Raw genomic sequence first — 25,833 nt, 5'->3', positions numbered from 1 at the left:
GAGATTGCATGTCAACATTTGAAGTCTGGCTTATTATTATTCTCGTGGTCGGTGTGGTATTCAGTAATCTTGCAGTACTGAAATACAGCAGTAAATTTAAGATGACTCAATTTGGTCAAAAAAAACCAAATAACAGCATTAAAAAGCCAACAGAATCTCAAACAAAACAGAATAAACCAGCAGATGATGACGATGAAAGCTCAGGCTTTTTCTAATAGTTAGAGTTCTAATATTTAGAAAAGCTTAAATAAAAAGCAAAGGTCTAGCCTTTGCTTTTTTGCATTATAAATTAGTAAAACATGATTTAGCTCAATATTCACACAGAGAAATATCTGTACAATCGCGCTCCTTTGCTCAGGAGCCATTATGACAACCAGCTATTTAATCATTCAAAGTCTTGGCGTCATCTCAATGATTATCGGTTGGTGGGCAGCAAAGCAAACTAAAGATCAATATTTTATTAGCGGTAATTTAAGCGCCGCAGTGATCACTGCCATTCATTTTGGTTTATTGGGTAGCCATTACGCCATGTTAAACCAACTGCTTAATGCCTTCAGGTTTTATGGCGCCAGCCGTTTTAAATGCCGTGCGGTGTTCGTGTTAATCATTGCAATGTGTCTATTGCAAGGTTATTTGATGATTGATTGTTGGCAGCAACTGGCGATGATGATCGCAACCTTAATCAGCACTTATGCACTATTTTATTGCCACACTAATAAACTCAGAGCCCTATTCCTACTCAGTACACTACTAAATTTAGCCATGTCAGTGCAGATGGGATCATGGTCAAGTATCATTTATCAAGTGATTACAGTGAGCTTACTGGCTAAACAACTCATTAATCACCACCAAAACAGCACCAACACCAGATTAAATAAAGCGATAGCGAACTAACCGTATCGTTACGCTTTATCAGAAATCAACGTTAACAGAACGAGTTAACTCGAACCTGCCCCGGTGGAAACCCCATCACTTGTTTATAAGCTTTACGAAATGCCGCTTCACTGCCATAGCCACATTTTTCACTGATCACCGCCACAGAATAAGTGCTTTGCTGCAATAGTTGGGTCGCATAACGCATCCGAAAGCGACTGATATACGCCATAACTGCGATTCCAACCAAATCGTTAAATTTTTTAGCAAAGGCTGAGCGCCCCATAAAACATAATTCAGCTAACGATTGCACACTAAAGTGATATTCAGGATGTTGATGAATCGTCATTATCGCGGTTTGCAGTTGTGGATCAAACAGCGCGGCCAATACTCCTTGTTCAATAGAATCTGAATCAATTTGCCGTCTTAACACGCCAATAAATAACATATTGGCAAGATGATCTAATATTGCATTTTGACCTAAAGAGTTTGTTTTAGCTTCAGTAAGCAAGAGCGATAATATAGGTTTAAAGTATTCGTTATCGGTGTCTATGATTAACACTTGATCAATACACCCTAAAAGGGGCCATATAGCATGTTCTAATGCTTCAAAATAACCACAAAGCAGTTGAATTTGTTGCTCAGTATTGGGCCGACAACTGGTCTCATTCTGGTTGGGTTCAGGGTTATTGGAAATAAGATGACAGGTATTATGCGGGAGAATCACTAGCTCACCGGCTTTAATCATTTGAGAACGTCTATCAGGAATATGTAACCAAGCGTTACCTTCAACAATATAGTGAAAAGGAGTACGCCCCATCACAGACGTATCAACACTCCATTGACCACAATAATTCTGATAAGCATAAACTTGAGCCGAAACATTTAACGAGCGTAACAACAGACTTAGTTTATCAGTATCTTCAAAATACATTGCCACCACTCTACGCTCGATTACGCTAACGATTAAGTAAGGTTATAACTCTTTTGCAGCGATATTTTTAACCTTAGGCCATTGTTGGTTAGCTTGTTTAATGTGTAGCGGAATATCCTTGCTCCATGCCTGATACACCTCTAAATTTTTATTGACGTATAACTTGCCATCTACAATTTTAAACGCTTTACCATCAACATTAAACTTCTTACCAAAAGTCATTCCATAAGCACAAAAGCCGCCAAACTGAGGTGCATATTTAGCAGGATTTTGTTTAAACATATCACGGTGTTTATGATGACTAAAGCGATAAATAGCACCATCATAAACTGCAGTTATGTTGGCTTTACCTAGAACAGCTTTATCTAACGTGAAATAAGCTACAGCATCATAACCCGCTAAAATTACATCGTTATCATTAATGTCTTTATCAACCGCAAACACTTGAGAACTCGTGAACAGAAATAATGCCGCTAGAAGGGATTTAATTGATGTCATATTGATATCTCCTTGTTTTAGAAGACACCATATTAATTTGTATGGAAGTTAAAAAATGTAGCTAATAAAGGATAGTTTATGTCTAATCGTCCACCAATTATTTTTGTAAAATGCCATTACGAACTAAACCACGTTTAACATTCTTACATAACTTACCGAAACGGTTAAGCTCATCAAATGTAGGCACCTCACCTTTCTCTAATTGGAATTGCCAGTAATCAATCTCAGTTTCAACGAGTTCAAGTAATTTTTTAGGGCAACCCACACAAGTGTCACCACAAATACGACTCTGCGGCGCATCAAAGGGAAACACTTGCTTAACCTCAATAATGATATTACGCATTGCATCACTGGTATTGGGTTTCATCGTAACCTCTTAGCGAAATAACTTAAACTTCAATAGATGTTGCTTATTATAGTGCTTTCAACCTTAGCAGTTACTAATATGAAATAAGATTAATCAAAATCTCTGATCTCATTAGATTTCCAATTGCCGGCATTTAAGACTGTATGTAGTAAAAATTTAGTTGTTCAATTTCCCACAACCTTAAGTCAAAAAAATTTGCAATATTTAGCATGAAAATACATCAAAATATTTCATACAACTAACCAACCTATTGTATAAAACAAGAGCAAACCCTATACATACATATGTTTTGGAATGATATATCTCGTCATATAGATAGTTAGAATCACATTATCATCTAATAAACCTGCTTTAGTTCAAATATTTTTGCAAAATAATTTGCAAGTTTAAACTGCAAGTCGTTAAACTAAATTTGAATTCAGTAAATCTAGTATTGCCGTAACTGAAATAAAGTTTATTCAATTAATGACTATTAACTGAGTAAGTTTGAGCCAATTGACTGCACATAGCAGAGGCCGTAACAAGGCGTATTAATAATGAATTCAGCTAAACGAGTAAATCGAAGCTTAACTATTTTAATTATGTTTTAGTACATGCAAACATATGGATATATCACTGCTATTGACGGCACTGCATGCATCATAAAAGGGCTCTGTAATGAAAAAACAATGGCAAGATTACATCAACATCATCCAAACAGTGGTTAAGCCTGCGCTAGGTTGTACCGAGCCAATTGCAGCAGCTTATGCCGCCGCAGTAGCAGCTGAAATGTTAACAGCTCCAGTAGAAAAAATTGAAGTCAGCGTATCTGACAACCTGTACAAAAATGCGATGGGTGTATTTGTACCAGGTACTGGCAAAATTGGTCTTGCTATTGCTGCGGCAGTGGGTGCCATTGGCGGCGATGCTAGCGCAAATTTAGAAGTGTTGGCCAAAATTAACCAACAAGATGTAGATGCAGCGCAAGCCTTAATTGATGCTGGCAGTGTTATTGTAAAACGCGCACCAGATGCAGAAGAATTTATTTATTGCTACGTCAAATTACAATCAGCAACAGACACAGCAGAAGTCACCATTAGTGGCGGTCACACTTTAATTGTTGATAAGACCCTTAATGGCCAATCGATTTTTAAACAAGAGCAATCTAACTGCACCGCAACAGGTAATATTTGCGACAACATCGATATTGATATCGAGAAGATCTATCAATTTGCCACTGAAGTACCCTATTCTGAAATCAAGTTCATTCTAAAAGCTGCTGAACTTAACAAAAAGCTTGCAGAAGAAGGCATGCAAACGGCTTATGGTTTAGAGATTGGTCGTACTATTGAGCACAGCATTAATAGCGGTATGCTAGCTGATGGCGTAATGAATAAAATTGTAATGCTAACCAGTGCTGCATCAGATGCTCGTATGGGCGGCGCAACGCTACCAGCAATGAGTAACTTTGGTAGTGGTAACCAAGGTATTGCAGCAACATTACCCGTTTGTATTATCGCTGAACATTATCAAGCAGATGATGAAAAACTTGCTCGCGCCCTTATTATGAGCCACCTTAGCGCAATCTATATGAAATCATATTACCCACCATTATCGGCATTCTGTGGTAACTCTGTGACCAGTGGTGCTGCAGCAATGGCAATGGTATACCTTGCAGATGGCACACTAGAACAATGCAATCATGCAATCGTAAACGTATTAAGCGATTGTTCAGGCATGGTATGTGATGGTGCAAAATCAACATGTGCAATGAAAGTTAAAACGTCAACTAATAGTGCAGTAAGTGCATTCTTAATGGCAATGCACAGTCAACATGTTGAAAATCAAGGTATTGTTGGTCGTAACGTAGAGCAAACGATCAGTAACGTAGGTAAATTAGTTTCAATTGGTATGCAACGCACTGATGCAGCCATTATCGATATTATGTCGGCATAACCATTCAATAGAAATAAAGGCAGTTTACGCTAACCGTTAAACTGCCTTTATCTTGTTATCATAAGCAGCCAACACAATACCTCAGTAAAACTTACCGCCCAACAATAATTGCGACTGATGACGGTTTAATCTGAATGACCTACAGTTCAATTTAAATTGTTATACTCACAAAGAAGACTGTATGTAGTAAAAAATCGAGCTACAACCTTTTATCGATAATGCTCAATTGAACGATGATTTTTAGTGGTTAATCTCTTAGAATACCTGCTTTTTATCATTGAGAATTCCTTTGCATACTCTAGCGCAACTTAAAGCAGGTCAATTAGGCCATATCACTCGCTTGCAACTCTCAGAAAACTTAACCGAGTTTCCAGTCGAGATTTTAACTTTAGCCGACTCATTAGAGATCTTAGATCTTTCTAACAACCAGCTTAGTCATTTGCCAGATAGCATTACTCAACTGCATAAACTCAAAATTATTTTTGCTTCAAATAACCTCTTTACTGAATTACCCGCCATATTAGGTCAGTGCCCTAACCTTGAAATGATTGGTTTTAAGTCGAACCAAATCAAACACGTACCAAATGAGTCATTACCGCCTAAATTGCGTTGGCTGATCTTGACCGATAACCAAATAACAGCAATGCCTAGCAGTTTGGGGGAACGGCCACGTTTACAAAAACTTGCCTTAGCAGGTAACCGCTTAACCTCATTACCAGCAAGCTTAGCCAATGCAAATAACCTAGAGCTGATTCGTCTTTCTGCTAACCAATTGACTGAGTTTCCAACTCAACTATTAAACTTGCCAAAACTGGCTTGGCTGGCTTTTGCAGGTAATCCATTTGGCGTGCAAACTATTGACGCTAGCGTGCCTAAAATCAATGCAAGCGACTATCAATTGGAGCAGGTATTAGGCCAAGGCGCTTCAGGTATTATTTCTAAAGCGAAATGGCTCAATAACCCGCACCAATTTACTGACCAGATTGCGGTTAAAGTATTTAAAGGTGAAATTACCAGTGATGGTTATCCACAAGATGAGTTAAATGCTTGCCTAAAAACAGGCAGTCACCCTAACCTTGTAAAATCATTAGCACAAGTTGACGATAACCAACAATTGGCCTTAGTGATGGAGCTTATTCCTGCGCACTACGCAAACCTTGGTTTACCGCCAAGTTTAGCATCATGCACACGAGACACTTTTGAGCAAGGCTTTGCATTAACTATCAAGCAAATCCATAAGATAGTGATGCAAATGGCTGACTTGGTACAGCACTTACAACAACAGCAAGTTTGTCATGGTGATTTATATGCTCATAATGTGCTGTTCGATGAGCAAGCTAATATTATCTTTGGTGACTTTGGTGCCGCTTCTATTTATGGCAATCTAACGCTTGAGCAGCAACAGGCAATAGTGCAAATAGAACGACGTGCATTTAGCTATTTTATTGAAGATCTATTAAGCATCAGTGAACCTGCTAACACAGAGGCCGAGCAACAACTGTTAGTAGAAATCAAACAGCTTCAATAAGTGTATCGCTGCCTAGTGATACTGGGCAGCAACTTTAATTACTATCATATTTCCCTTAAATCATAGACAAATTACAACAATTGCGCGCATGATGACGCTCTAGCGTCACCAATAATTGGAGTATTGTTCATTTATGAATTCGACTATTCAGACCCTATTGGCTCACCGTTCTATTCGCAAGTTTACTACCCAGCCTATCAGTAAAAATCAACTCGACCAGATCATTAAAGCGGGTATTGCCGCATCATCTTCAAGCATGTTACAAGCAGTCTCTGTAATACGTATTACAGATATCACGATCCGCCAACAACTAGCGCAACTAGCTGGCGATCAATCGTATGTGGCAACTGCTGCTGAATTTTTAGTATTTTGCATAGACTATCAACGCCACAATGAAATCAATCCACAGGTACAGACAGATTTTACCGAATTAACTATTATAGGCGCTATTGATGCGGGAATTATGGCGCAAAATTGTTTGATTGCGGCAGAATCTATGGGGCTTGGTGGTGTTTATATTGGTGGCTTGCGTAATAATCCGCAGCAAATAGATCAATTACTGGGTCTACCGCAACATTGCGCGATCTTATTTGGCATGTGTCTTGGTCATCCAGATCAAACCCCTGAAGTAAAACCACGCTTACCAGTACAAGCTATATTGCATGAAAATCGCTACCACTCATTAGATCCGGCCAATATTGAGCAATACGACCAAACCATGCTTCAATATTATGCCCAACGTTCAAGCAACCAAAAGCAAAGTGCTTGGTCGACCGAAACCACGGACAAATTAGCAGGCGAATCCAGACCATATATTTTGCCGTATCTCAACAGTAAAGCATTAGCCAAACGATAAAAAAACGGGCCATTTAGGCCCGTTTAAATTTAAGTGTTACAACATTAATTAGCTAACTCTTGTTCCAGTTTTTTGGCTATCGTTTGTGGTGAATGGGTATTGCGAGCTAACAAACCATAGGCGATGGGTACCACCAGCAAGGTAAATAGCGTGGCAATTAAAATACCTGACAACACCACAACCCCAATAACAAAACGCGTTTCGCTACCCGCACCACTGGACATCACCAACGGAATCGCGCCTGCAGCGGTAGTAATGCCTGTCATTAAAATTGGGCGCAAGCGTTGAATAGATGCATCAACGACTGCTTGCTCGAACGCCATGCCTTTATCACGTAATTGATTGGCAAATTCAACAATTAAAATGCCATTTTTAGCGGCAAGACCCACCAGCATAATCATGCCAATTTGACTATAAATATTAATGCTTTGCTCGGTAAAATAGAGACCAATTAATGCCCCGGTTACCGCTAAAGGTACTGTTAGCATGATGACAAAGGGATGCACATAACTTTCAAATTGAGCAGCCAATACCAAAAATACAATACCGAGCGCTAATACAAAGACAAAGTTCATGGAATTGCCAGACTCAAAATAATCCAACGATTGTCCTTTATAGTTAACGCTAGCCTCTGCTGGCAGTTGTTCGGCTACAATTCCATTTAGATAGGTTAGCGCTTCTCCTAGGCTATAACCATCGGCTAAATTTGCAGTAATGGTTATCGCCCGTAATCGTTTATAACGATTTAATGAACTGGCATCGGCAAACTCTTCAACTTTGACTAAGTTAGTTAATGGAATTAACTGATTGGTTCGATTAGAACGAACATAAATATTGGCTAAGTCATCGGCGGTATTTTGCAGGCTTCTATCACCTTCAACCACCACATCATACTCCTCCCCTTGACGCATAAAGGTGGTCACTAAACGCGAACCTAACATCGACTCCAATGTACGGCCAATGTGTGCGATTGATACCCCTAAATCAGCGGCGCGATCTTTATCAATAACCACTCTTAGCTGTGGCTTAGTTTCCTTATAATCATGATCAAGACCAATCAAATTAGGATTATTAGCCGCCTCTTCTAACACGATATCACGCCAATTCGCTAACACCTCATAACTTGGACCACCTAATACAAATTGCACCGGCTTACCAACACCGCGCCCAAAAGCCTGACGTATGATAGGAAAAGTTCGCACCCCGGCTAAGTCCGATAATCGCTTGCGTATATCCCCCATAATCACAGTTGCAGGACGGCGTGTTGACCAATCTTCTAATACGATAATCGCCATGCCCCCAGAAAAATCAGCACTTGAGCCCCAACCTCTTGGCGCACGAATTAATAACCGTTTTATATCGCCAGACTCCACCAACGGCATTAATCTGTCTTCAATTTCATTCATGTAATCTTTGATATATTCGTAACTCGCCCCTTGTGGACCGTTAACGAATAAGAACATTGATCCTCTATCTTCGCGCGGTGCAAATGCCTGTGGCAGTTTTTGGAAGAGATATCCACTCAATAAGATTGCTGCGACCACTACAAGCGATACCGTTAACGGCTTATGGAGGGTATTTTTAAGGTGATTACCATAGGCATTGGCAAGCTTATTCATGCCTTTATCGACCTGTTTAACTAACCACGGATCTTGCCCTGCGGGCTTTAAGACCTTAGAACACATCATCGGACTGAGGGTTAATGCCACGAGACTTGAAAACAACACCGCAGCGCTCATGGTCACGGCAAACTCTTTAAATAACTTACCTAAATCGCCCTCAATAAAGGTAATAGGTAAAAATACCGCGACTAACACGAGCGTGGTAGCCACAATAGCAAAACCCACTTCGCGCGCGCCTAAATAAGCGGCTTTAAGCGGGCTTTCGCCTAACTCGATTCTTCTGTGAATATTTTCGAGCATAACAATGGCATCATCCACTACCATACCGATGGCAAGAATCATCGCCAACAAGGTCAATAGATTGATGGTGTAACCTAATGCGTAGAGCACAATAAAGGTTGCCAGCAGTGATACAGGTACGGTTAATGCGGGGATCAACATGGCGCGTACACTGCCTAAAAATAGATAAATGACGATGATGACTAAAATCATCGCGATAAATAATGTTTGGTAAACTTCTTTAATGGACGCTTCAATAAATACCGAGCTATCGTATGAGCGTTTGATCTCCATCCCATCAGGTAGCGTTAAGTTAACTTGATCAACTAACTTATTAATTGCACGTGCGACTTCCAGCGTATTAGCTGTCGATTGTTTTGATACACCAAGCCCAATCATAGACTCACGGTTACCACGAAACATAATGCGCGATTCTTCAGAGCCTAGCTCCACCTTAGCCACATCACCAAGACGAATTAAATAACCATCTTTGCCCTGCTTTAACACTAAATTGGCAAAGTCTTCAGCGGTTTCAAAACTGCGTTCAACACGAACGGTAAAATGGCGCTCTTTTGATTCTACAGAACCTGCCGGCAGCTCCACGTTTTCACTGCGTAATGCCATTTCAATATCGGTCACGGTTAGCTCACGTGCCGCTAATGCCTGCCTGTCAATCCACACTCGCATGGCGTAAACCTTGCCACCGCCTAAACGAATATTAGAGACCCCATCAACCACTGAGAGTTGATCAACTATATAGCGCCGCGCATAATCAGTGAGCTCCAATGTATTCATATGGCTCGACACTAAATTAAGCCACATAATCACTTGATCGCCACCATTGGCTTTACGCACTTCGGGTGGGTCAGCTTCTTCAGGTAAATTGTTTAATACCCGAGAAATACGATCTCGAATATCATTAGCCGCATCTTCAATATCACGGCTGATATCAAATTCGAGGGTAACGGACGAACGACCATCACGGCTTGATGAACTAATATGCCTAATGCCCTCAACACCACTGACTCTATCTTCAATCATCTGAGTAATGCGGCTTTCAACCACTGCCGCGCTTGCGCCGCGGTAATTAGTATCAATTGAGACAATGGGGGGATCAATATCAGGATATTCACGTAACGGCAGTTTATCGAAACTCACTAAGCCAAATACGATCAGCAAAATGCTTATAACCGAAGCAAATACCGGACGTTTAACAGAGATGTCAGTAATAATCATCAGTTAACCACCTTAGTCGCCGATGATTGACCGAAGTTTTCAGATAAAGCAGCTGCAACTTGTTGACCCGCTCGTACCTTCATAATGCCGCGAGTCACCACTTTATCACCAACGTTAATACCAGCAACAATTTCAACAAATCCGCGTTTTCTACTGCCAATTTTAATTAATTGCTCAACGACTTTATTCTCGCCATCAAGCAGATAAACGAAATGCTGTTGTTGCTTGGGAATAATGGCAGACTCAGGTAATACCAATGCTTGACGTTGATTTTGAATTAACTGCACTTTCATCAACATGCCGGGCAGTAATTCAAGCTGAGGATTATCAAAAGTAGCACGCATAATAATCGCACGAGTCGTTGGATTAATACGACTATCAATTGAAGTTAACTTACCTAAAAAAATGCGCTCAGGATAACTAGCAGAATAAGCGTTAACGGTATCGCCTATTGTGATTCTTTGTAAAAAACGTTCAGGAACTGAGAAATCTAATTTAACCGTCGCAATATCATCGAGCGTAGTAATCACTGTGCCAGGGGTAACCAAACTGCCAGGACTCACCTGCCGTAAGCCTAAACGGCCTGCAAATGGCGCCATAATAATGCGATCATTTAATGCAGCTTGTGCCTCTGCAAGATCTGCTTTAGCGATTTCAATTAGGGTATGCAGTCTATCACGCTCAAGCTCCGCCACAGACTGGTTGCTGACTAAATTTTTGATTCTTGCCGACTCGCGCTGATGTTCTTTTAATTTAACTTCTGCCGCACTTAACTGTGCTAATTGTTGTGCATTTTGCTGTGTGACTAACACTTGGTGCTGACCGACCATCTCACCGTCTTGAAAGCGGATAGCGGTAATTTTATCAGTCACTTTGGGGGTAATAACCACAGACTCATTGGCTTTAATCGTCCCTAAGGCTTCAACATCATCAGCAATTTGTTGCTGCGTGACTTCAACGTAAACCACATTAGCCATGGGTCTAGCTTGCTTTGGGGCGGATTTGGTTTCCTGCGCGACATAATAGAAATAACTCGCTGCTATAGCCGCAGCAATAATGATTAAGCCAATTAGTTTTTTCATGCTTCATCCATAAGCTAAATTACCCTCCTTATTTTACTGTTAGCAATTTGTTAAACAATAGTAATTACTTTTATTTACAATTTGATAGCCATACAAAAAAGCCACTACCTTAAGTAGTGGCTTAATCATAAGACTCATATTAATGATCTAATATTATTTACCTAACTCGGTCGGGAAAGCAGGTGCAGTTTGATGAACCACTGGTTTGAAGTCTTTTAGTTGTTGTTTAACCTCAGCAATTGACCGATCAAGCTGTGGATCTTTACCTTGGTTAACAGCAACAGGATCAAGCTCGACCTCAATATCAGGTGTCACACCTTCGTTCTCAACTCGCCATTCGAAATCAGGAGTAAAGAAACGGAAGTTAGGCACAGTCACCACACCACCATCAACAAACTGACGATTAGCGAAAATACCAATTAATCCACCCCAAGTTGTTTTACCAATTAAGGTACCTAACTCTAGTCGCTTAAATGCATACGGTAAAAAGTCACCGCCAGAGCCAGCATCTTGGTCAATCAGCATCACTTTCGGGCCATACATGCCACCAGCAGGCGTATTAAACATCATTTCATCTGAACGATATTTCCAACCAGACAAATACTGACGGCTTAATACATCAGTAATATAGTTAGCCGCTTGACCACCACCATTACTGCGCTCATCTAAAATCATACCTTGCTTATCAATTTGACCAAAGTACATACGATTAAATGAGGTATAGCCCGCAGTTGTGGTATTGGGTAAATAGACATAACCAATCATACCGTCAGATACTTTATCAACATACTTGCGGTTTGATTCAACCCAATGCCAGTGTCTTAAACCTGTTTCAGAACTAATCGGCTCAATGACCACGGTACGCGCATCTTTTAGCTTGCCATTTTTACTGACACTTAAGCGCACTTGTTTATCTGCTTTACCGACTAATAAAGAGAAGATGTTGGTTTGTCCATCAAGCGGTTTACCGTCAATAGCAACAATATAATCGCCCTCATTCACATTAATGCCCGGTACCGCTAATGGCGCTTTTAAATGCGGATTCCATAATTCACCAGTATAGATTTTACTGATTTGGTATAAGCCTTTATTAATTTTGACATCAGCGCCCAATAAACCCACATTTACTGTCGGCTCTTGGTGCAAATCGCCACCAACAATATAGTTGTGACCCACTTCCATCTCTGAAATCATTTCACGCATTAAGGTGTTTAAATCTTCACGACGGCCAACATGTTTAACCAATGGTTGATACTTATCGTACACCGCTTGCCAATCTAAACCATGCATATTGGCATCGTAAAAATAATCACGTTCATTACGCCATGCTTCATTAAAAATTTGCTGCCACTCTAAAGCAGGATCAATCAATGCTTTAACATCACTGGTATTCAGTGGTTCAGCAGTAATTGATTCACCTACCGCAGCAGTTGAAATAGCATTACCCTTGCCGATTAACAGTAAGTTTTTGCCATCAGCACTTAATTCAACTTTTTCAATATCAGCAGCCACATCTTCAACTTTACGTTCAGCTAAGTTGTAACGCTTTAAATCAGAAGCCATTAACGGCTGGCCATTAATCTCAACACTCGCACCTATTTGCACGCCCTCGATAAAATACAAGTTATTATCGTCAGCAACGGTTAGGTTCCAATAATTTCGCTGCGGCACGGGTAAAGCAACAATGCGTTGTTGCATATTGTTGGTATCAATGACTGTTTCAACTGTCTCTTGCTCTTCATCATCAGCATCTTTATTTTGTGCCTGTTCATCAGCCAATTTAGGCATTAATGGCGATTGGCCATCTTGTTGCAACACTAACGCATATAAACCATAACGGCGTGGCTGCTCTTGTGTTGAAAGGTCAAGCCCAAATGCTGAAGGCCCCTGATTAGTTGATGACGCAAAATACAAATATTGACCATCATTACTAAATACAGGCTCAGCATTATCACTCATACCATCAGTGACTTTGTAATGCTTTTCTGAATCGATGTTGTACAGATAAAGATCGCTAAAATAGTTAGGGTTCACCTTGGTATAAGCTAACCAAGTACCATCAGGCGACGCTGCAACCTTTGCCGCTTCAATACCAAAACTATTGGTCACTAATTGGCTCTTGCCAGACTTAATATTAACTAACCAAAGTCCAGTAGCTGAGTCGCCATAAACAATATGTTTACCGTCTTTTAGCCAATCAAACAGCATATAGTCGGCATTGCCGTTACCCAATTTAATGGTGCGTTGTTGCTGCCCAAATTGGTCGGCAATCACTAGCTGATAGTGATTATTTTTATCAGTAATATAAGCAACTTGCTCACCTTTTGGCGACCATAAACCATCACGCTCGTTGGCAGCAGCATTATCTGTCAAATTTAAGGTACTACCATCTTTAACTGGCACGCTATAAATATCACCACGCGCACCAATTAGCACACGTTTACCAGTAGCCGACATTTTGGCACTGGTTAATGCGGGCATAGCATCTTTCCATTGTGCGCGACGTTGCGGTAAGTCAGCATCAATCGTCATAGGCAATGCTTGAGTCTTGCCAGATAAAGTATCTAAAATAAATAGAGCGCCGCCTTTCTCAAACACAATGTTAGTGCCGTCTGCATCCGCATTAGCGATATCCCAATCAGTAAAATGGGTCACTTGAGTGACTTTGCCATCAATATAACGATAAATATTTTTATGCTTATCACGATCTGAAATGAAGTAGATATTGTCACCTACCCACATAGGTGAACTATCAGTAAAGTTACCGTGTGGCACTTCAACATAAGAGTTTTGCTTTAAATCGTAAATCCACACCGGTGGAGTCGTGCCACCGCGGTGATTACGCCAACCATTTTTACCACCGTGCGCTAACCGTTCAGGATTATAAGCAAGCTTGCTGCCATCACTATTGAGTTCACCATCAAACACTACAGCTTCCATCACCTTAGTCGGTAATCCACCTGTCGTTGCCACACTAAATAACTGACCGGTACGGTTATGAGCAATATCGCGATAAGAGGTAAACAACACACTTTTGCCGTCAGCAGACCAACCTTTAACTTCATCAATACCAGGATGCCAAGTTAATCGCTGCGGTTGTCCGCCTGTGCTTGGAATAATGTAAACATCGTAATTACCTTCATACCCCGCAGTAAAAGCAATGGTTTTACCATCAGGAGATAGATGTGGACTGTACTCATTAGCAGCATGTGAGGTGATCCGCTTAACTTGCTGACCTTGCTTATTCGATAAATAGATATCACCCGCGTACACAAATGCCAGTTTGTCACCAGCAATACTTGGCTCATGTAACATCAATGTTTGCGCTTGCACACCACCAGCAAGCATACATGCCGCAGCAATCGCCGTTCTAAAAAAACGATTCTTATTCATTATATTGTCATCCTAAAGCAGCCTTGAAACCGCCACTTATTGATTAATCCTGAGCTATTTATCGCAAATGTTACGTATAGCTTCTGTATGATTGACGCGGCCATAAAGCCTGCATTTCTTCCTTCAAATCACCTCTATTGACTGAGAGCAGCCATCTAAGTCATAAAGGTGACAGTTAATATAAATCAACAAATGATAATCAAACAGTGCAAATACACGTTAAAAGTGGAATATTTGTAACTTTTTGTAGAAAGTGAGAGCAGGCAATATTGCGTTAGACCTAAATTGGATGACTAATTTATGATTAGATAAGCACAGATGTATCAATAAATGAGATAATGACAACTTCGTTTCAGTCATTAGAGTCTCTATAAATGCGCCTAGATAAATTTTTGTGTAAAAGTACCCACTTAACACGCGCAGATGCGACGGCAGTGATAGAGAGCGGTGACGTAAGCGTAAATGGTCAAGTTGAAATGTCAGTCTCAACTCAGGTGCATGAAAACAACATCATTATATTAGACGGCCAACGACTCGTTCCTCGCCCGTCACGCTATTTGATGTTCAATAAACCTGCCAACACCCTTTGTTCAAATGTTGATGGTGATTACCCAAGTGTATTTAATTATCTAACATTGCCAGACATTTGTGATATGCATATCGCAGGACGTTTAGATGCCGATACCACAGGCTTATTACTGATCACAGATGATGGTCGCTGGTCGTTTAATCTATTTAATCCACAATACCATTGCGCCAAAGTGTATAAGGTCACCCTGCGCAATAGTATTGTTGATGACGCTAGCACAGAAATAAAACCCGCAATCAAAGCCCTATTTACCCAAGGCATGTTACTGCCCGGTGAAAAAGTGCCAACCAAACCTGCAAAGTTGCAACTGCTTAGCTCAAATGAAGTATTACTCACGATTACTGAAGGTCGTTATCATCAAGTCAAACGTATGTTTGCCTATGTAGGCAATAAAGTCAGAAAGCTGCATCGACAACAAGTGGGTGAAATCACCTTAGATATCCCCGAAGGCCAATGGCGATTTTTAACAGAACAAGAAGTTGCAAGTGCCAATATTGTCAGCTCAAACTAGCGTTTCGCTTTAAGTGCTTACTGCTTTTTAATAAGACAGCCACAATAATTTTTATCGACTCTTTAATAGAAATGCGAACTCCACACTCAGATAATTAAGTAATCACTGTTATTATTACAACAGGTTACCTTCACTTTAATGATATATGTCTTTATTTGAATATTTTAAGAATGATGAAACATCACCAAGCGCACAAATGGCTAAAGAGCGCTTAAAAATCGTTGTTGCTCATCAACGCAATGGTGGTAATGAACTCGCAGATAAGCTGCCATTAATTAAAGATGACATTATTGCCATCGTCAGTAAGTACGCCAAAATCAGCCAACAAAACGTGATAGTTAAACTGGACGAAACCACAGACAATATGAGTGTGCTAGATATCGACATTGTGATCCCTGAATCTAACTAAACACGTATAAATAGTCATGCAAGAAAAAGGAGCCGCAGCTCCTTTTTAAGTCTTAATACTCACCTTGTTAATCAGTCAAGTCAGCCAATAGAGTTTTCACCGCTAATTTACCGAGTTCATTTGACGCTGCGGGGCTTGCACCAGTGATGAGCTTTCTATCTATGCACACGGTTTTATCCGCTTTCTTATTAATGATATTGGCGCCAACACTGACAAGCTGCTTATTAAGCGCCCAAGGCATAGCGCCGGGTAAATAGCCTAATTTAGGTGTCATCTCATCAACCGAATCAGGAAATACCGCCATATCGTATCCTGCATAAAGGAATGGCTGTTCATCAAGCGTGGTGGCTAATAATGCACTCGGGCCATGGCAAATCGAGATAGTAAATAAGCCGTTTCCATGAGCCCAGTTTAATACCTTGCTCACATGAGTATCAAATGGCAGCCCCAGCATTGCGCCGTGACCACCGGCAATAAATACGGCTGCATAGTTAGCAGCCATTGCTGCTGGGGTAGCTGCAATGTCATTTGCTATCTGTTGTAAACTTTTAGGTTGCTCGAAATCAGCTTGATGCTTGTGATAAATAGCCTTTACATGCTCATCTTGATGAGGAAAGGCCCACATTTCAAATACCACAGGCTTACCTGTCGCGGTTGCAATATCAAATTCAAAGCCTGCATTTTGCAGATGCAGCATAGGCACTAAAGCCTCTACTGGATGATTCCCAGTAGAGAACAATTTGCCATTTTTCATTTCCATATTTTTCTGTTCAGTCAAGATCACTAAAATTTTAGACTTGTTGCCCAGATATTGATCATAGGCAATATTTTCAAAATCAGTGGTGGCTGAAGTCGCCAGCTTTAATGCCAATTTAGACGGAGAATAAGAGCCGTCTTGTTCTAATTTAGGTGCAAGACCAAATAATTTTTTAAACATAACCCGCTCCCCTGCCTGTAATAAACGCTAAATAATCATTAAGTGACTGAATTGTACCCAATAAAGCTATACTTGATTAATAAGCAAACAAGCATTACATTATTTCCAAAATGGAATTAATAGGCAGAAATATGGCATTAGAAGATGAATATACGCAGGGATTAATTCTATTTTTGCATATTAATAGACAAGGCAGTTTAGCCGCTACTGCGCAATTACTGGGCATGAGTAGCTCATCCGTCAGTAAACAACTCACCGCACTTGAACGCAAAATAGGCTCAAAATTATTTAATCGCACCACCCGCAAAATTGTACTCACCAAAGTCGGTCATCAAGTACTGAAAGAAGCCCATAAAGTTGAATTAGCACTGCAAACTATCGCGCAAATAAGTGAAGATTCTCAATCAGTTATTGCAGGCGATATCAATATCTCTTGTGCCAGCGCACAAGGTAGAGTTCATCTGGTGCCATTACTCACAGCATTTATTGAACGCTACCCGCAAATTAATCTGAACTTGCAGTTAGAAGATCGCTTTATTGATATGGTAGCTGAAAAGGTTGATATATCGATCCGCGTCGGTTATTTACCCGACTCAACAGTGATAGCCCGTAAGCTTGGCGACATAACAGGCGTACTTTGTGCCAGTCCTGAGTATTTACGCAAAGCGCCGCCACTAACCAGCCCAAGCGATCTACTCCAGCATCGCTGTTTATTTTACCGAAACCCGACTATTGCCATGAACTCATGGTCATTTACCAGCGACCACGGAGAACAAACCATCATAGTAAATGGCCCATTAAGCATTAACGATCCCAGCGCATTAGTGACAGCAGCATTGGCTCATAGCGGTGTGATATTGATGGATAAAAGCTTATTAGGTGACACCCTCAAAAATGGCCAACTCGTGCCAGTATTAACGGATTATCAACTGGTCGGCAATTTACCCATGTATTTAGTTTACCCCAGCAGAGAGCTCGTCCCCGCCAGAACCAAAGCCCTTGTCGATTTTTTAGTTGCAGAAATGCCAGCAGTATTAACTTAATAAACAAAATACTTTGCTGCATTGGTAAGCCCCTATCGATATAGACCGCTTAATTAACCAAGGTAAGCGGATCACCAGTCCTGACGGTTTTGAATGGTGGCTTGAAGACGGTGAACTTCGATATATCAGCTGCAGATACGCTGAAATTATAGATAGGCCATTGGCCTCATTGGTGGCTGAAATGGAGACTAGGCATTAATGAACGCCCTCATTACAGGCGGAGAAAGCTTTGAGCGAATCGCACTCTTACTGTCATTAACCAAAATCACCTCAGAATCTATAAGGGGTGCGTTAACTGACTATTTTGTTATCGGTCATTCAAGAACGGTCGCCGCGGCGCTCAATGGTGTTGATGATAAAAATCTGGCAAAGGCAATCAAGCGACTGCAGCGCATTGCTCATATCATCGAACAAATTAAACAATTAGATTTAGGTAAAATTCAGGGGTAATTATGCGGATCACTTGTAACGTATGCAGCAGCAAATCAATCATCCAAAGCACTAAAGATGCCATGCCAGGTTATGCAAAATTTTATTGTATTTGCACCAACCCAATGTGCAGCCATTCGTTTGTGGCATCTTGGTCTTATCAAAAGACACTTAACCCAAGCCTACAACAAACAAATGACTTACTTATTGATATGGTGCAACGGATGGAGCCGACTCAAAAGCAGAAATTAATTAAGCAGTTGAGTCTGATTTGAAAGAAAATAACTGTTTAATTATTACCACATTCTTTACTACAAAGTAATGTATTCAGTGTTTTCCGTACTATAAAATAAATTGTAGATATGAGTAGTCTACTAGTACGCCTATAAATATATATCACCTATAATATTTTAAAGAAGAAAATAAAACAAAAAAACATCCGCTATATTTTAAATTAATTCTTAATAATCAATATTAACACTAACTATAAACTGTCGCATACAACGCTGCCTATGACCATTTATGACTTCATGACCATTACAAATTTGTTTTTGAGATTCCTGCTTAATATTTCCTTTAAACATATCATTAATCATGCCATATATATAAAACCCTCCCGACCTGCAATTAACATCCCCACAATGAATTATTCTATCTACATTATCTTTTGAAAGATTAACTTCTTCAACTAGTTCTATCCCATATTTTTTTACTTTACAATTTATACTTATAAATTTTATTTCATGATGTAATAAATTAGAATCTGAACTCATATTTTATCCTTAAAAATATTTTCCATAAACGTAGCCTGACTACTTTATCTATTTTATTCACATTATAGGTGTTATGTTTATTTTTATACAGTCACCTATCTTTATAACTTCCTCGTCAACAATAGAGGTATAACTTGTAATTTATGTGACTTAAAATCGGCTAATCTCCACATAGAGAAACTGTTGACTCTAATATTTAGATCAGTTTTACCGTGCTTCAAAAATCTGCTCAATTTGACTTGAAGTTAATACTCTTGATGAATGTTGTTCTCTAATTCTTTTCCATACAGATAACATTCTTCTGTATTTTGGAAGCATAGGACAATGGCTATTAAAATCTGGATAATCTCGATTACTGACTAATTCTCGGTACCTATCCAACTTAACGATAAAGTAATAACAATAAGATAATTGCTCTGATTCTTCATTTCCGTCAAAACCAAGGAATCTATATTTAGTGTCAATTGAATTATTATCAAGACTGCTCAATGTAATTGTGTTGTACATTTCGAGAATATCTAAAACCTCTTTAGTTTGCTCTACAGGCATCTCATTACTAAAATCCTCAAATATCATCCGATAATGTGCTTGATATCCTTGCTTCAAAGCAATTCTATTTATTTCATAGTATTTAGCGTCTTCAGGATATAATTTTTCTAAAATTAAAAATTGATTTACCAATGTTAATCTTTCTACTTCAGAGATTTCAATATTTTTAGTAGACATATAATCACCTTATCATTGTTTTATCATCTATGGCGCAAACGACAAAACCTAATTTATATTATTAATTAATATTAGCGCCATTAACACATACGTTAGTTATATTTTGAAGTTGTTTACTGAACATTATCGAACTCGTTCATGTAACGAACCATCTTTACTCAACCAAATGCCATCGCTAAGATATACATCACCACCATGATCATCAACTGTAAGTTCATTATATAAAACAAGCATTTCGCCATTACTCCTTAACTCAATAGTTTTGTAATTATCATAAATTTCAAAAAAACGATTAATAAGATTCTTTAGCTCTTTATTTAACAAACCATCATCTTCATTTAAATCGCCCTTAATCGTACAAATTTTTACGTATTCCCTACCTTTCCAATCAACGTCGATTTTTAGTGCTGTATTATTCTCAGCCCCCAACAACAACGAGGTTTCAATTAAACGAAGCTGATCAGTACAGACGCGAATCGGTGTACAATCTTCGCTAGCTGTAGCAGTCATAAGCTCCAATTCTGGTTGTGAGCCTAATATGCGTAAAAAACTTATATCATCACGCGTGACTACATAGCCCTCTTTACTATTTAGCCCAACTTTATTGGATTCTAGTATTTTAAATTTACTCACAATTTCCCCATCAATAACTATATTTGACAATTCAGTAAGCAATCTTCGTTTCTAAAAAGTTGATAAAGAAAGCTTTCCAAACTTTACAATCTCTCTATCCGCGCAAACATACTCAATGATTTCTAACGCCTTGGGCAATACTTCATTTTGTTGATAAACCTCGTTGGTTTTAATTGGGTCGCCAAATGATGCTGTTCCTTGTGGGATGATACCCGCCATGCCTGCTGGGAATCGGTTACGGTGAGAATGTCCTGTGCTGAAATATTCTCGGCACTGGCAAACTGGTCCTTACTAGAAAAATCCCCAATAGGTATGACCTGAATGCCTTTCTCTTTAACATCAGGAATATTGATAAACATGTTTCTGAAGTTGCCCGCACCTTTACTTTGTGCCAATGCATCTTCAATACTCTTTTTATCAGGGTCGCTAAGCTTTGGGTCTGGGTGTAAAGAATGTAACCCATGTGGGCGCCGTTCTTGTAATAGCGGCGTTTGAACATGGTGGCATCGGTATTGAGCATCGCTGATTGCAAGCCGCCTATCCAATCAACCATGCCATAGACTTGCTGGGCTGGATCATATTGAGGTAAAAACAAAATATCTTCTGCGTGGTAATTTTTCGTCATGATATCCCCATCAAGGGTTTGCTGCAGATACTGAAAGTCACCATTTGGATTTCTTCTTAGATACTGGGTAGATAGCGGATATATGCTAGTAATTTGTCTAGCTCGGTTACGCACTTTAAGCAGCGCCATATCTCCAAACAAAAAGTAATTGTAAATCGCTGCCCCAAGCGTAAACCGATTTAATATGCCGGTGGTCTTAATCGCATTCAGTACCATATTGCGGCGACCATTTAACACAGCCCCTAAATAGGCATTGGTATTGGCGGCGCGGTAAAGCAGCTGCCGATCAATGGGTGGTTCGTAAAGCCAAATTCATCATTTAATGTCCCCCTGCCATATCGGTTAACCATGTATCCTTAAGCAGTAATTGTTCATCCAACTCTAAAACAGATATTGGATAACATCAGTGCTAAAACAGGCTTAATGTTAGCTTGTCCAACCCAATACCTTAGTTGAGTTGGGCTTTGCTTTTGGTCATACCGATAAGCCATTTATTCGCACCATACTTGGCCAACATATTTCCATGCCAGGATTAAACAATGGTGACTACATTTGCCAGTTTAATGAGGCTTCACACGCGATTGATTCAGGCGGTAATCAAACATGACACACCGAACAACTGCAGACGTTAACCAGTCAAAGCCAAGTCATTAACACCAATAAACAAGAGGAACATTTAGGCCAACACACAAGGCTTGTTGATGGTCACGATAATGAAACCGCATTAGGTCAACGCACCATTCAAAGCAACTGGCTAACCCTGCTCAGTTTGGCAGGTACTCAAATGGGAACCGAACAAAACCATGAAGTACATGTGGGCGAAAACCTATTAGAAACCATCGGTAAGCTACGTCAATCAATCGCGGCCACTCATTGGGCAGGCAGTACGGATACCAACATCTATCAACTGCTAGCGGAGTTGATGACCGTAGTTGAAGCCTTGGCCAAGACGACGAGCAGCCACACCCATACTGCGCCGCATGGTGGTACCACACCACCTAATCAAAGCGGTGCGATCACAGCCCATGGCAATCAAGCTAAGCAACTGCACGACAAGTTAACCCCACTGATTTAACCCACGCTTAAACGCCACTAAAGCACGCGACTCAAATACAAAGAGTAGCGTGCTTTCTTTTGCCTGCAATTTATCACCGAGCCCACGTAAACGCCGCACAATTAAGCCTCGGAATTTCTCACCTAAAATTTTTTATCACGTAAAACCTACGAATTCCGCACAACTCCCCCCCCAAAACTACGGGCTTTAGTACGTAAAAATTGCAGAAATATTTTGGCATGCAAAAAGCCGCTAAGCCTTGCCCTGTATGGGCTGCGCTAGAGCTAAATAGATTGTATAAAATTGCACAACTGTGCAAGAAATTGCAGTTTTGTGCAGAAATGGACGATCAAACTACCACCAAGATCAAATGTTAACTTATTGAATAATAACAATAAAGCGATACTTTACGTGGGGTATTTTTGAAAAACAGATTTTAAAAAATGATCGGTGATGATCGCAAAGATCTAGATGGGATAAGGGTTACAACTAATAACTAATTATAATAAAATTGCATCAAATCTCATTTTTGATAAATCAACTTATATATAATTTAATAAATGTAAATTCTACATTAGCTGCTATTGTAGATAACCTAAGCACGTAAAATTCTAATAGCCTCGCTAAATTTCGCATATTTAAAATGGAAATCACTATGCATTTAACTCCTTCCGATCCAGATATCACAACTCTTATCAGAAAAATAAACAAACAAAGACTGGATTTACAACCTAACTTTCAACGTGGTGAAGTATGGGGGCTACAAAAAAAACAACGTCTGATAGATTCTATATTGAGAGGTTGGCATATCCCCCCTATACATGTGATCGATGTTCCTAATTCGAATAAACAGGAAGTATTAGATGGACAACAACGTCTTGCAGCTATACGTGATTTTGTAAACAACAAATTTGAATTTAATGGTACTTTTGAACCTAAACAGTCAAATTTAGAAAAACTAGACGGTCTAAAATATGATGATTTTGATGATGAAACACAAATTATAATTGATGATTTCACTATCCGGATCCTAACAATTTCAGATTATTTAGCAGGTGAACCAGGCGAATTATTCTATAGATTAAATCAACCAACAAATTTAACCGCAGCAGAACAAAGAAATGCGTACTTTGGAGAAGCTAGACAGCAAGTCAAAGATTTATCCGACTATATGGATGAACTCGGATTTTCAAATAGTACTATTGGCTTTACTAATTCTAGGATGGCCTATGATGACACACTAGCAAAGATATTATTATCTTTAGAACTTAATACGTTAAATGTTAAAGTTACTGCAAATTTGGTAACACAACGTTATAGAGATTCACAAGGTTTTTCAGATAAAAACATACATATAATTAAAGAATCACTTTCTATATTGATAGACGCTATTGAAAACGAAAAAGGTAAAGTTAAATTAAATAAATCAACTTTATTCTCATGGATATACTTTTTATGCGTAGGACTAACTAACAATACATTTAGTAAAGATAATTTCTATGAATATTTCAATTATTTTGAATCTGTCAAGTCTGGTGAGAAAGATATACTAGTACCATCAAAAATGACAAAAAAATGCATAATGAAAATGTTCGATGTTTATACAGATAGAGCGAGCTCTAGAGTTGCTGATACCTCAAGCGTAAAGCTAAGAGATTTAATCTTATGGTCAATCTATTCTACAACAATAAACTCTTTTAATATAAATAAAAAAAATATAGTTTCATTGAGGGATAGTATTTACTATCTATCATCAAAAAATCCAATAGAAATAGAAAATGAATTACTTCAAATATCTAAAACCATGAACTGGGGAAGTAATAATGAGCAGTTTTAGATTAGCTACAATTAGTGACTATTGGAGAGCAGCAAATAAAAAGAATTTTTCAGTTCAAATAGAAGAAATTCAGATTAATAATTGCCCTGTACTAAAAGATTTAAAAATAATCTTAGGTTCTGGAATACATGCTATTTGCGGAACAAATGGTATTGGTAAAAGTTCGCTAATAAAACTTATATTTAATTTATTAGCAAAGAGTGAAGACAATGTAAGCGGAAGAAAAAAATTTATATCTGATCATTTAAATGCTAATCACATTACTATAAATATTCTACATAACACAGCTGTTGAAACTATAACAGTAGCGACTGAACATGATCTTGATATATGTATTTTTGATCCTTGTTACATCGTTCCATATTTACAGAATTTTATTAAAAGCCTGAACGACTTGGATGATATTACAAATGCTCATGGTTTTTATTCCTATGATCAAGATAGATTGCGAAGACTCGGATATCTTTCAGGTCATACCTATCAATCAGTAGAATGTTGTGATATTGAGGAAGACTTTTCAACATTTCCACTGTCAAAATTTCCCTATTTAAAAGTAGTGAATAAACATGGTGCATCTTATGATTGCCGTACTATGGGACTTGGTGAGTTTTCATTATTTTATTTTGACTGGTTAATTGAAATATTAATCAAGAGTAACTGTAAGCTACTACTGCTTGAAGAGCCTGAAAGCTTCCTTCCTCCAAACTGTCAACATAGAGTATCTGATATAGTCGCATTTTTGGCTAGAGAATATGATATACAAAGTATAATTTGTAGTCATTCCAATTATATTTTAGAGAAAATAAATAGAAATAATATCTATTCAGTAAGACAAGTTGAAGATAAATTAGAGGCATTAAAAGCAAACTCTCATTTCGATTCAATCAAAGTTTTAGGGTTAACAGCGAGTAAAAAAGGAATTATTTTCTGTGAAGATGACGCAGCAGTTGCATTCGCAAAAAACTTAGTATCAATATCAAACAACTATGTTGAAGATAATTTTTATTACCATGTATCAGGTTCAAATGGTAATATCGAAAATATTTTAAAAGCTCTTCCAAAAGAAATATCCCATTTTAAATTATTTGGACTATTTGACGGTGATTGTCGACAAAGAAATACTGCTAATTTTTCAACAAAATCATTTGGATATTTACCAACCAATGACTCCCCTGAAAAAATACTTATTCCTTATTTCAACAACTTAAGTCTTAAAGAAAAATCAACCTTATTTTCTAAACCAAAATTAACTATATCAATTGCATTAGAGGCGATTGATGGTTTTGAAGAGCATGATTATTTAAATGAGTTTTTTAAACAAATACAAATAGATAAATCAACAGGATTTTATATTCTTACGGATGCTTATTTAAAACTTAATCAATCATTAAGAACAGTAAAAGAAAGTATTAAATCTATTGATGATTTATATTAAATGACTTATTCCTATCTCTAAGTAGATTTTAAAGAGTTAAAAAGCCCACACCAAAGTGGGCTTTCACTTTTCTAACGTTTTTTGCAGTCAATCGGTTAACACTCAATATATCAGAGTAACAATGAATTTACCCCACCTCCTGCTTCTGCAAGTGGTTATGCGTGGACAACCAAAACTATAGAATAGTAAGACTCTGGGTCAATATGTGGTCTAAAAATAATTAAAATCA

At 38.7% G+C, this 25,833-nt stretch carries 25 protein-coding genes; 13 read left to right on the top strand and 12 right to left on the bottom strand.

Translation table 11 applies throughout. From position 1 onward, the window contains the following. Positions 1-8: 8 nt before the first annotated feature. Together JCM15074_RS11990 and JCM15074_RS11985 are read left to right on the top strand one after the other, a co-directional pair. Positions 9-215 carry a DUF2897 family protein gene (locus JCM15074_RS11990; RefSeq protein WP_025821425.1) on the top strand — a complete coding sequence of 69 codons (207 nt, stop codon included), beginning with the start codon at positions 9-11 and terminating at the stop codon, positions 213-215. 151 nt (positions 216-366) lie between these two features. Then, positions 367-894: a YgjV family protein gene (locus JCM15074_RS11985; protein ID WP_025821424.1), complete on the top strand. Its 528-nt coding sequence runs from the start codon at positions 367-369 to the stop codon at positions 892-894. A 31-nt stretch (positions 895-925) separates the two neighbouring features. Here JCM15074_RS11985 and JCM15074_RS11980 read toward each other — a convergent pair whose 3' ends face one another. The 3 genes from JCM15074_RS11980 to JCM15074_RS11970 form a co-directional block, all read right to left on the bottom strand. Beyond that, positions 926-1,807 (bottom strand): AraC family transcriptional regulator, encoded by an 882-nt coding sequence (locus tag JCM15074_RS11980; protein WP_025821423.1) that lies wholly within the window; start codon positions 1,805-1,807, stop codon positions 926-928. A gap of 42 nt (positions 1,808-1,849) precedes the next feature. Then, positions 1,850-2,305, bottom strand: a complete 456-nt coding sequence (locus tag JCM15074_RS11975) for a YHS domain-containing (seleno)protein (protein WP_025821422.1) — start codon at positions 2,303-2,305, stop codon at positions 1,850-1,852. A 97-nt stretch (positions 2,306-2,402) separates the two neighbouring features. Next, positions 2,403-2,672 (bottom strand): hypothetical protein, encoded by a 270-nt coding sequence (locus JCM15074_RS11970; RefSeq protein ID WP_025821421.1) that lies wholly within the window; start codon positions 2,670-2,672, stop codon positions 2,403-2,405. Positions 2,673-3,329: 657 nt separating this feature from the next. Here JCM15074_RS11970 and JCM15074_RS11965 point away from each other — a divergent pair. The 3 genes from JCM15074_RS11965 to nfsA all read left to right on the top strand — a co-directional run bounded on the left by JCM15074_RS11965 (position 3,330) and on the right by nfsA (position 6,991). After that, positions 3,330-4,607, top strand: a complete 1,278-nt coding sequence (locus JCM15074_RS11965) for an L-cysteine desulfidase family protein (RefSeq protein ID WP_025821420.1) — start codon at positions 3,330-3,332, stop codon at positions 4,605-4,607. A 289-nt stretch (positions 4,608-4,896) separates the two neighbouring features. Next, complete coding sequence (locus JCM15074_RS11960) at positions 4,897-6,135, top strand: protein kinase (RefSeq protein ID WP_025821419.1); 1,239 nt, start codon at positions 4,897-4,899, stop codon at positions 6,133-6,135. Positions 6,136-6,268: 133 nt separating this feature from the next. Then, the gene (nfsA, locus tag JCM15074_RS11955) at positions 6,269-6,991 is read left to right on the top strand and encodes an oxygen-insensitive NADPH nitroreductase (protein WP_025821418.1); all 723 of its coding nucleotides are present in this window, start codon (positions 6,269-6,271) and stop codon (positions 6,989-6,991) included. Positions 6,992-7,035: 44 nt separating this feature from the next. On the opposite strand, the gene JCM15074_RS11950 is transcribed toward nfsA, so the two are convergent. The 3 genes from JCM15074_RS11950 to JCM15074_RS11940 form a co-directional block, all read right to left on the bottom strand. Then, positions 7,036-10,128: an efflux RND transporter permease subunit gene (locus JCM15074_RS11950; protein ID WP_025821417.1), complete on the bottom strand. Its 3,093-nt coding sequence runs from the start codon at positions 10,126-10,128 to the stop codon at positions 7,036-7,038. Next, the gene (locus tag JCM15074_RS11945) at positions 10,128-11,210 is read right to left on the bottom strand and encodes an efflux RND transporter periplasmic adaptor subunit (RefSeq protein ID WP_025821416.1); all 1,083 of its coding nucleotides are present in this window, start codon (positions 11,208-11,210) and stop codon (positions 10,128-10,130) included. The genes JCM15074_RS11950 and JCM15074_RS11945 overlap by 1 nt, the downstream gene beginning before the upstream one ends. A gap of 153 nt (positions 11,211-11,363) precedes the next feature. Further along, entirely contained in the window at positions 11,364-14,603 is a 3,240-nt protein-coding gene (locus tag JCM15074_RS11940) for a S41 family peptidase (protein WP_025821415.1), read from the bottom strand. 374 nt (positions 14,604-14,977) lie between these two features. On the opposite strand from JCM15074_RS11940, the gene JCM15074_RS11935 reads away from it, so the two are divergent. Next, positions 14,978-15,703 carry a pseudouridine synthase gene (locus tag JCM15074_RS11935; protein ID WP_025821414.1) on the top strand — a complete coding sequence of 242 codons (726 nt, stop codon included), beginning with the start codon at positions 14,978-14,980 and terminating at the stop codon, positions 15,701-15,703. A gap of 145 nt (positions 15,704-15,848) precedes the next feature. Next, positions 15,849-16,112 (top strand): cell division topological specificity factor MinE, encoded by a 264-nt coding sequence (minE, locus tag JCM15074_RS11930; RefSeq protein ID WP_025821413.1) that lies wholly within the window; start codon positions 15,849-15,851, stop codon positions 16,110-16,112. 67 nt (positions 16,113-16,179) lie between these two features. Here the strand turns inward: minE and hchA are convergent, their stop codons facing one another. Next, entirely contained in the window at positions 16,180-17,049 is an 870-nt protein-coding gene (hchA, locus tag JCM15074_RS11925) for a glyoxalase III HchA (protein WP_025821412.1), read from the bottom strand. Between the two features lie 131 nt (positions 17,050-17,180). Here hchA and JCM15074_RS11920 point away from each other — a divergent pair, with 131 nt between their 5' ends. The 3 genes from JCM15074_RS11920 (at position 17,181) to JCM15074_RS11910 (ending at position 18,796) form a co-directional block, all read left to right on the top strand. Then, complete coding sequence (locus JCM15074_RS11920; RefSeq protein WP_025821411.1) at positions 17,181-18,092, top strand: LysR family transcriptional regulator; 912 nt, start codon at positions 17,181-17,183, stop codon at positions 18,090-18,092. A 198-nt stretch (positions 18,093-18,290) separates the two neighbouring features. Next, positions 18,291-18,542 (top strand): PapB/FocB family fimbrial expression transcriptional regulator, encoded by a 252-nt coding sequence (locus tag JCM15074_RS11915; protein ID WP_025821410.1) that lies wholly within the window; start codon positions 18,291-18,293, stop codon positions 18,540-18,542. A 2-nt stretch (positions 18,543-18,544) separates the two neighbouring features. Next, entirely contained in the window at positions 18,545-18,796 is a 252-nt protein-coding gene (locus JCM15074_RS11910; protein WP_025821409.1) for an ogr/Delta-like zinc finger family protein, read from the top strand. A 186-nt stretch (positions 18,797-18,982) separates the two neighbouring features. Here the strand turns inward: JCM15074_RS11910 and JCM15074_RS11905 are convergent, their stop codons facing one another. The 5 genes from JCM15074_RS11905 to JCM15074_RS21985 form a co-directional block, all read right to left on the bottom strand. Continuing rightward, on the bottom strand, positions 18,983-19,294 hold the full coding sequence (locus JCM15074_RS11905; protein ID WP_025821408.1) for a hypothetical protein: 312 nt from the start codon (positions 19,292-19,294) through the stop codon (positions 18,983-18,985). Positions 19,295-19,501: 207 nt separating this feature from the next. Further along, a complete protein-coding gene (locus JCM15074_RS11900; protein ID WP_025821407.1) occupies positions 19,502-20,020 on the bottom strand; it encodes a YfbU family protein in 519 nt (172 codons plus the stop codon). A 123-nt stretch (positions 20,021-20,143) separates the two neighbouring features. Continuing rightward, complete coding sequence (locus JCM15074_RS11895; RefSeq protein WP_037469642.1) at positions 20,144-20,653, bottom strand: hypothetical protein; 510 nt, start codon at positions 20,651-20,653, stop codon at positions 20,144-20,146. Positions 20,654-20,704: 51 nt separating this feature from the next. Continuing rightward, positions 20,705-20,872: a hypothetical protein gene (locus JCM15074_RS24350; RefSeq protein WP_159105286.1), complete on the bottom strand. Its 168-nt coding sequence runs from the start codon at positions 20,870-20,872 to the stop codon at positions 20,705-20,707. Positions 20,873-20,888: 16 nt separating this feature from the next. Further along, complete coding sequence (locus JCM15074_RS21985) at positions 20,889-21,515, bottom strand: phage portal family protein (protein WP_148300786.1); 627 nt, start codon at positions 21,513-21,515, stop codon at positions 20,889-20,891. 547 nt (positions 21,516-22,062) lie between these two features. Between JCM15074_RS21985 and JCM15074_RS11880 the strand changes: the two genes are divergently transcribed. The 3 genes from JCM15074_RS11880 (at position 22,063) to JCM15074_RS11865 (ending at position 25,604) form a co-directional block, all read left to right on the top strand. Next, positions 22,063-22,353 carry a hypothetical protein gene (locus JCM15074_RS11880; protein WP_025821405.1) on the top strand — a complete coding sequence of 97 codons (291 nt, stop codon included), beginning with the start codon at positions 22,063-22,065 and terminating at the stop codon, positions 22,351-22,353. Between the two features lie 634 nt (positions 22,354-22,987). Next, on the top strand, positions 22,988-24,169 hold the full coding sequence (locus JCM15074_RS11870; protein ID WP_025821404.1) for a DUF262 domain-containing protein: 1,182 nt from the start codon (positions 22,988-22,990) through the stop codon (positions 24,167-24,169). After that, a complete protein-coding gene (locus JCM15074_RS11865; protein WP_025821403.1) occupies positions 24,156-25,604 on the top strand; it encodes an ATP-dependent nuclease in 1,449 nt (482 codons plus the stop codon). The genes JCM15074_RS11870 and JCM15074_RS11865 overlap by 14 nt, the downstream gene beginning before the upstream one ends. Positions 25,605-25,833 lie beyond the last annotated feature (229 nt).

The sequence above is a fragment of the Shewanella marina JCM 15074 genome (assembly GCF_000614975.1).
Lineage (GTDB): Bacteria > Pseudomonadota > Gammaproteobacteria > Enterobacterales > Shewanellaceae > Shewanella > Shewanella marina.
The sequence above is the reverse complement of the archived record's forward strand: the minus strand, read 5'-3'. Positions and strand labels throughout refer to the sequence as shown.

Bases quoted from the DNA above. Each gene is read 5' to 3' on its own strand.
- JCM15074_RS11990 (WP_025821425.1), top strand. From the start codon at position 9: ATGTCAACATTTGAAGTCTGGCTTATTATTATTCTCGTGGTCGGTGTG.
- JCM15074_RS11985 (WP_025821424.1), top strand. From the start codon at position 367: ATGACAACCAGCTATTTAATCATTCAAAGTCTTGGCGTCATCTCAATG.
- JCM15074_RS11980 (WP_025821423.1), bottom strand. From the start codon at position 1,807: ATGTATTTTGAAGATACTGATAAACTAAGTCTGTTGTTACGCTCGTTA.
- JCM15074_RS11975 (WP_025821422.1), bottom strand. From the start codon at position 2,305: ATGACATCAATTAAATCCCTTCTAGCGGCATTATTTCTGTTCACGAGT.
- JCM15074_RS11970 (WP_025821421.1), bottom strand. From the start codon at position 2,672: ATGAAACCCAATACCAGTGATGCAATGCGTAATATCATTATTGAGGTT.
- JCM15074_RS11965 (WP_025821420.1), top strand. From the start codon at position 3,330: ATGAAAAAACAATGGCAAGATTACATCAACATCATCCAAACAGTGGTT.
- nfsA (WP_025821418.1), top strand. From the start codon at position 6,269: ATGAATTCGACTATTCAGACCCTATTGGCTCACCGTTCTATTCGCAAG.
- JCM15074_RS11950 (WP_025821417.1), bottom strand. From the start codon at position 10,128: ATGATTATTACTGACATCTCTGTTAAACGTCCGGTATTTGCTTCGGTT.
- JCM15074_RS11945 (WP_025821416.1), bottom strand. From the start codon at position 11,210: ATGAAAAAACTAATTGGCTTAATCATTATTGCTGCGGCTATAGCAGCG.
- JCM15074_RS11940 (WP_025821415.1), bottom strand. From the start codon at position 14,603: ATGAATAAGAATCGTTTTTTTAGAACGGCGATTGCTGCGGCATGTATG.
- JCM15074_RS11935 (WP_025821414.1), top strand. From the start codon at position 14,978: ATGCGCCTAGATAAATTTTTGTGTAAAAGTACCCACTTAACACGCGCA.
- minE (WP_025821413.1), top strand. From the start codon at position 15,849: ATGTCTTTATTTGAATATTTTAAGAATGATGAAACATCACCAAGCGCA.
- hchA (WP_025821412.1), bottom strand. From the start codon at position 17,049: ATGTTTAAAAAATTATTTGGTCTTGCACCTAAATTAGAACAAGACGGC.
- JCM15074_RS11920 (WP_025821411.1), top strand. From the start codon at position 17,181: ATGGCATTAGAAGATGAATATACGCAGGGATTAATTCTATTTTTGCAT.
- JCM15074_RS11915 (WP_025821410.1), top strand. From the start codon at position 18,291: ATGAACGCCCTCATTACAGGCGGAGAAAGCTTTGAGCGAATCGCACTC.
- JCM15074_RS11910 (WP_025821409.1), top strand. From the start codon at position 18,545: ATGCGGATCACTTGTAACGTATGCAGCAGCAAATCAATCATCCAAAGC.
- JCM15074_RS11905 (WP_025821408.1), bottom strand. From the start codon at position 19,294: ATGAGTTCAGATTCTAATTTATTACATCATGAAATAAAATTTATAAGT.
- JCM15074_RS11900 (WP_025821407.1), bottom strand. From the start codon at position 20,020: ATGTCTACTAAAAATATTGAAATCTCTGAAGTAGAAAGATTAACATTG.
- JCM15074_RS24350 (WP_159105286.1), bottom strand. From the start codon at position 20,872: ATGGCGGGTATCATCCCACAAGGAACAGCATCATTTGGCGACCCAATT.
- JCM15074_RS11880 (WP_025821405.1), top strand. From the start codon at position 22,063: ATGGGAACCGAACAAAACCATGAAGTACATGTGGGCGAAAACCTATTA.
- JCM15074_RS11870 (WP_025821404.1), top strand. From the start codon at position 22,988: ATGCATTTAACTCCTTCCGATCCAGATATCACAACTCTTATCAGAAAA.
- JCM15074_RS11865 (WP_025821403.1), top strand. From the start codon at position 24,156: ATGAGCAGTTTTAGATTAGCTACAATTAGTGACTATTGGAGAGCAGCA.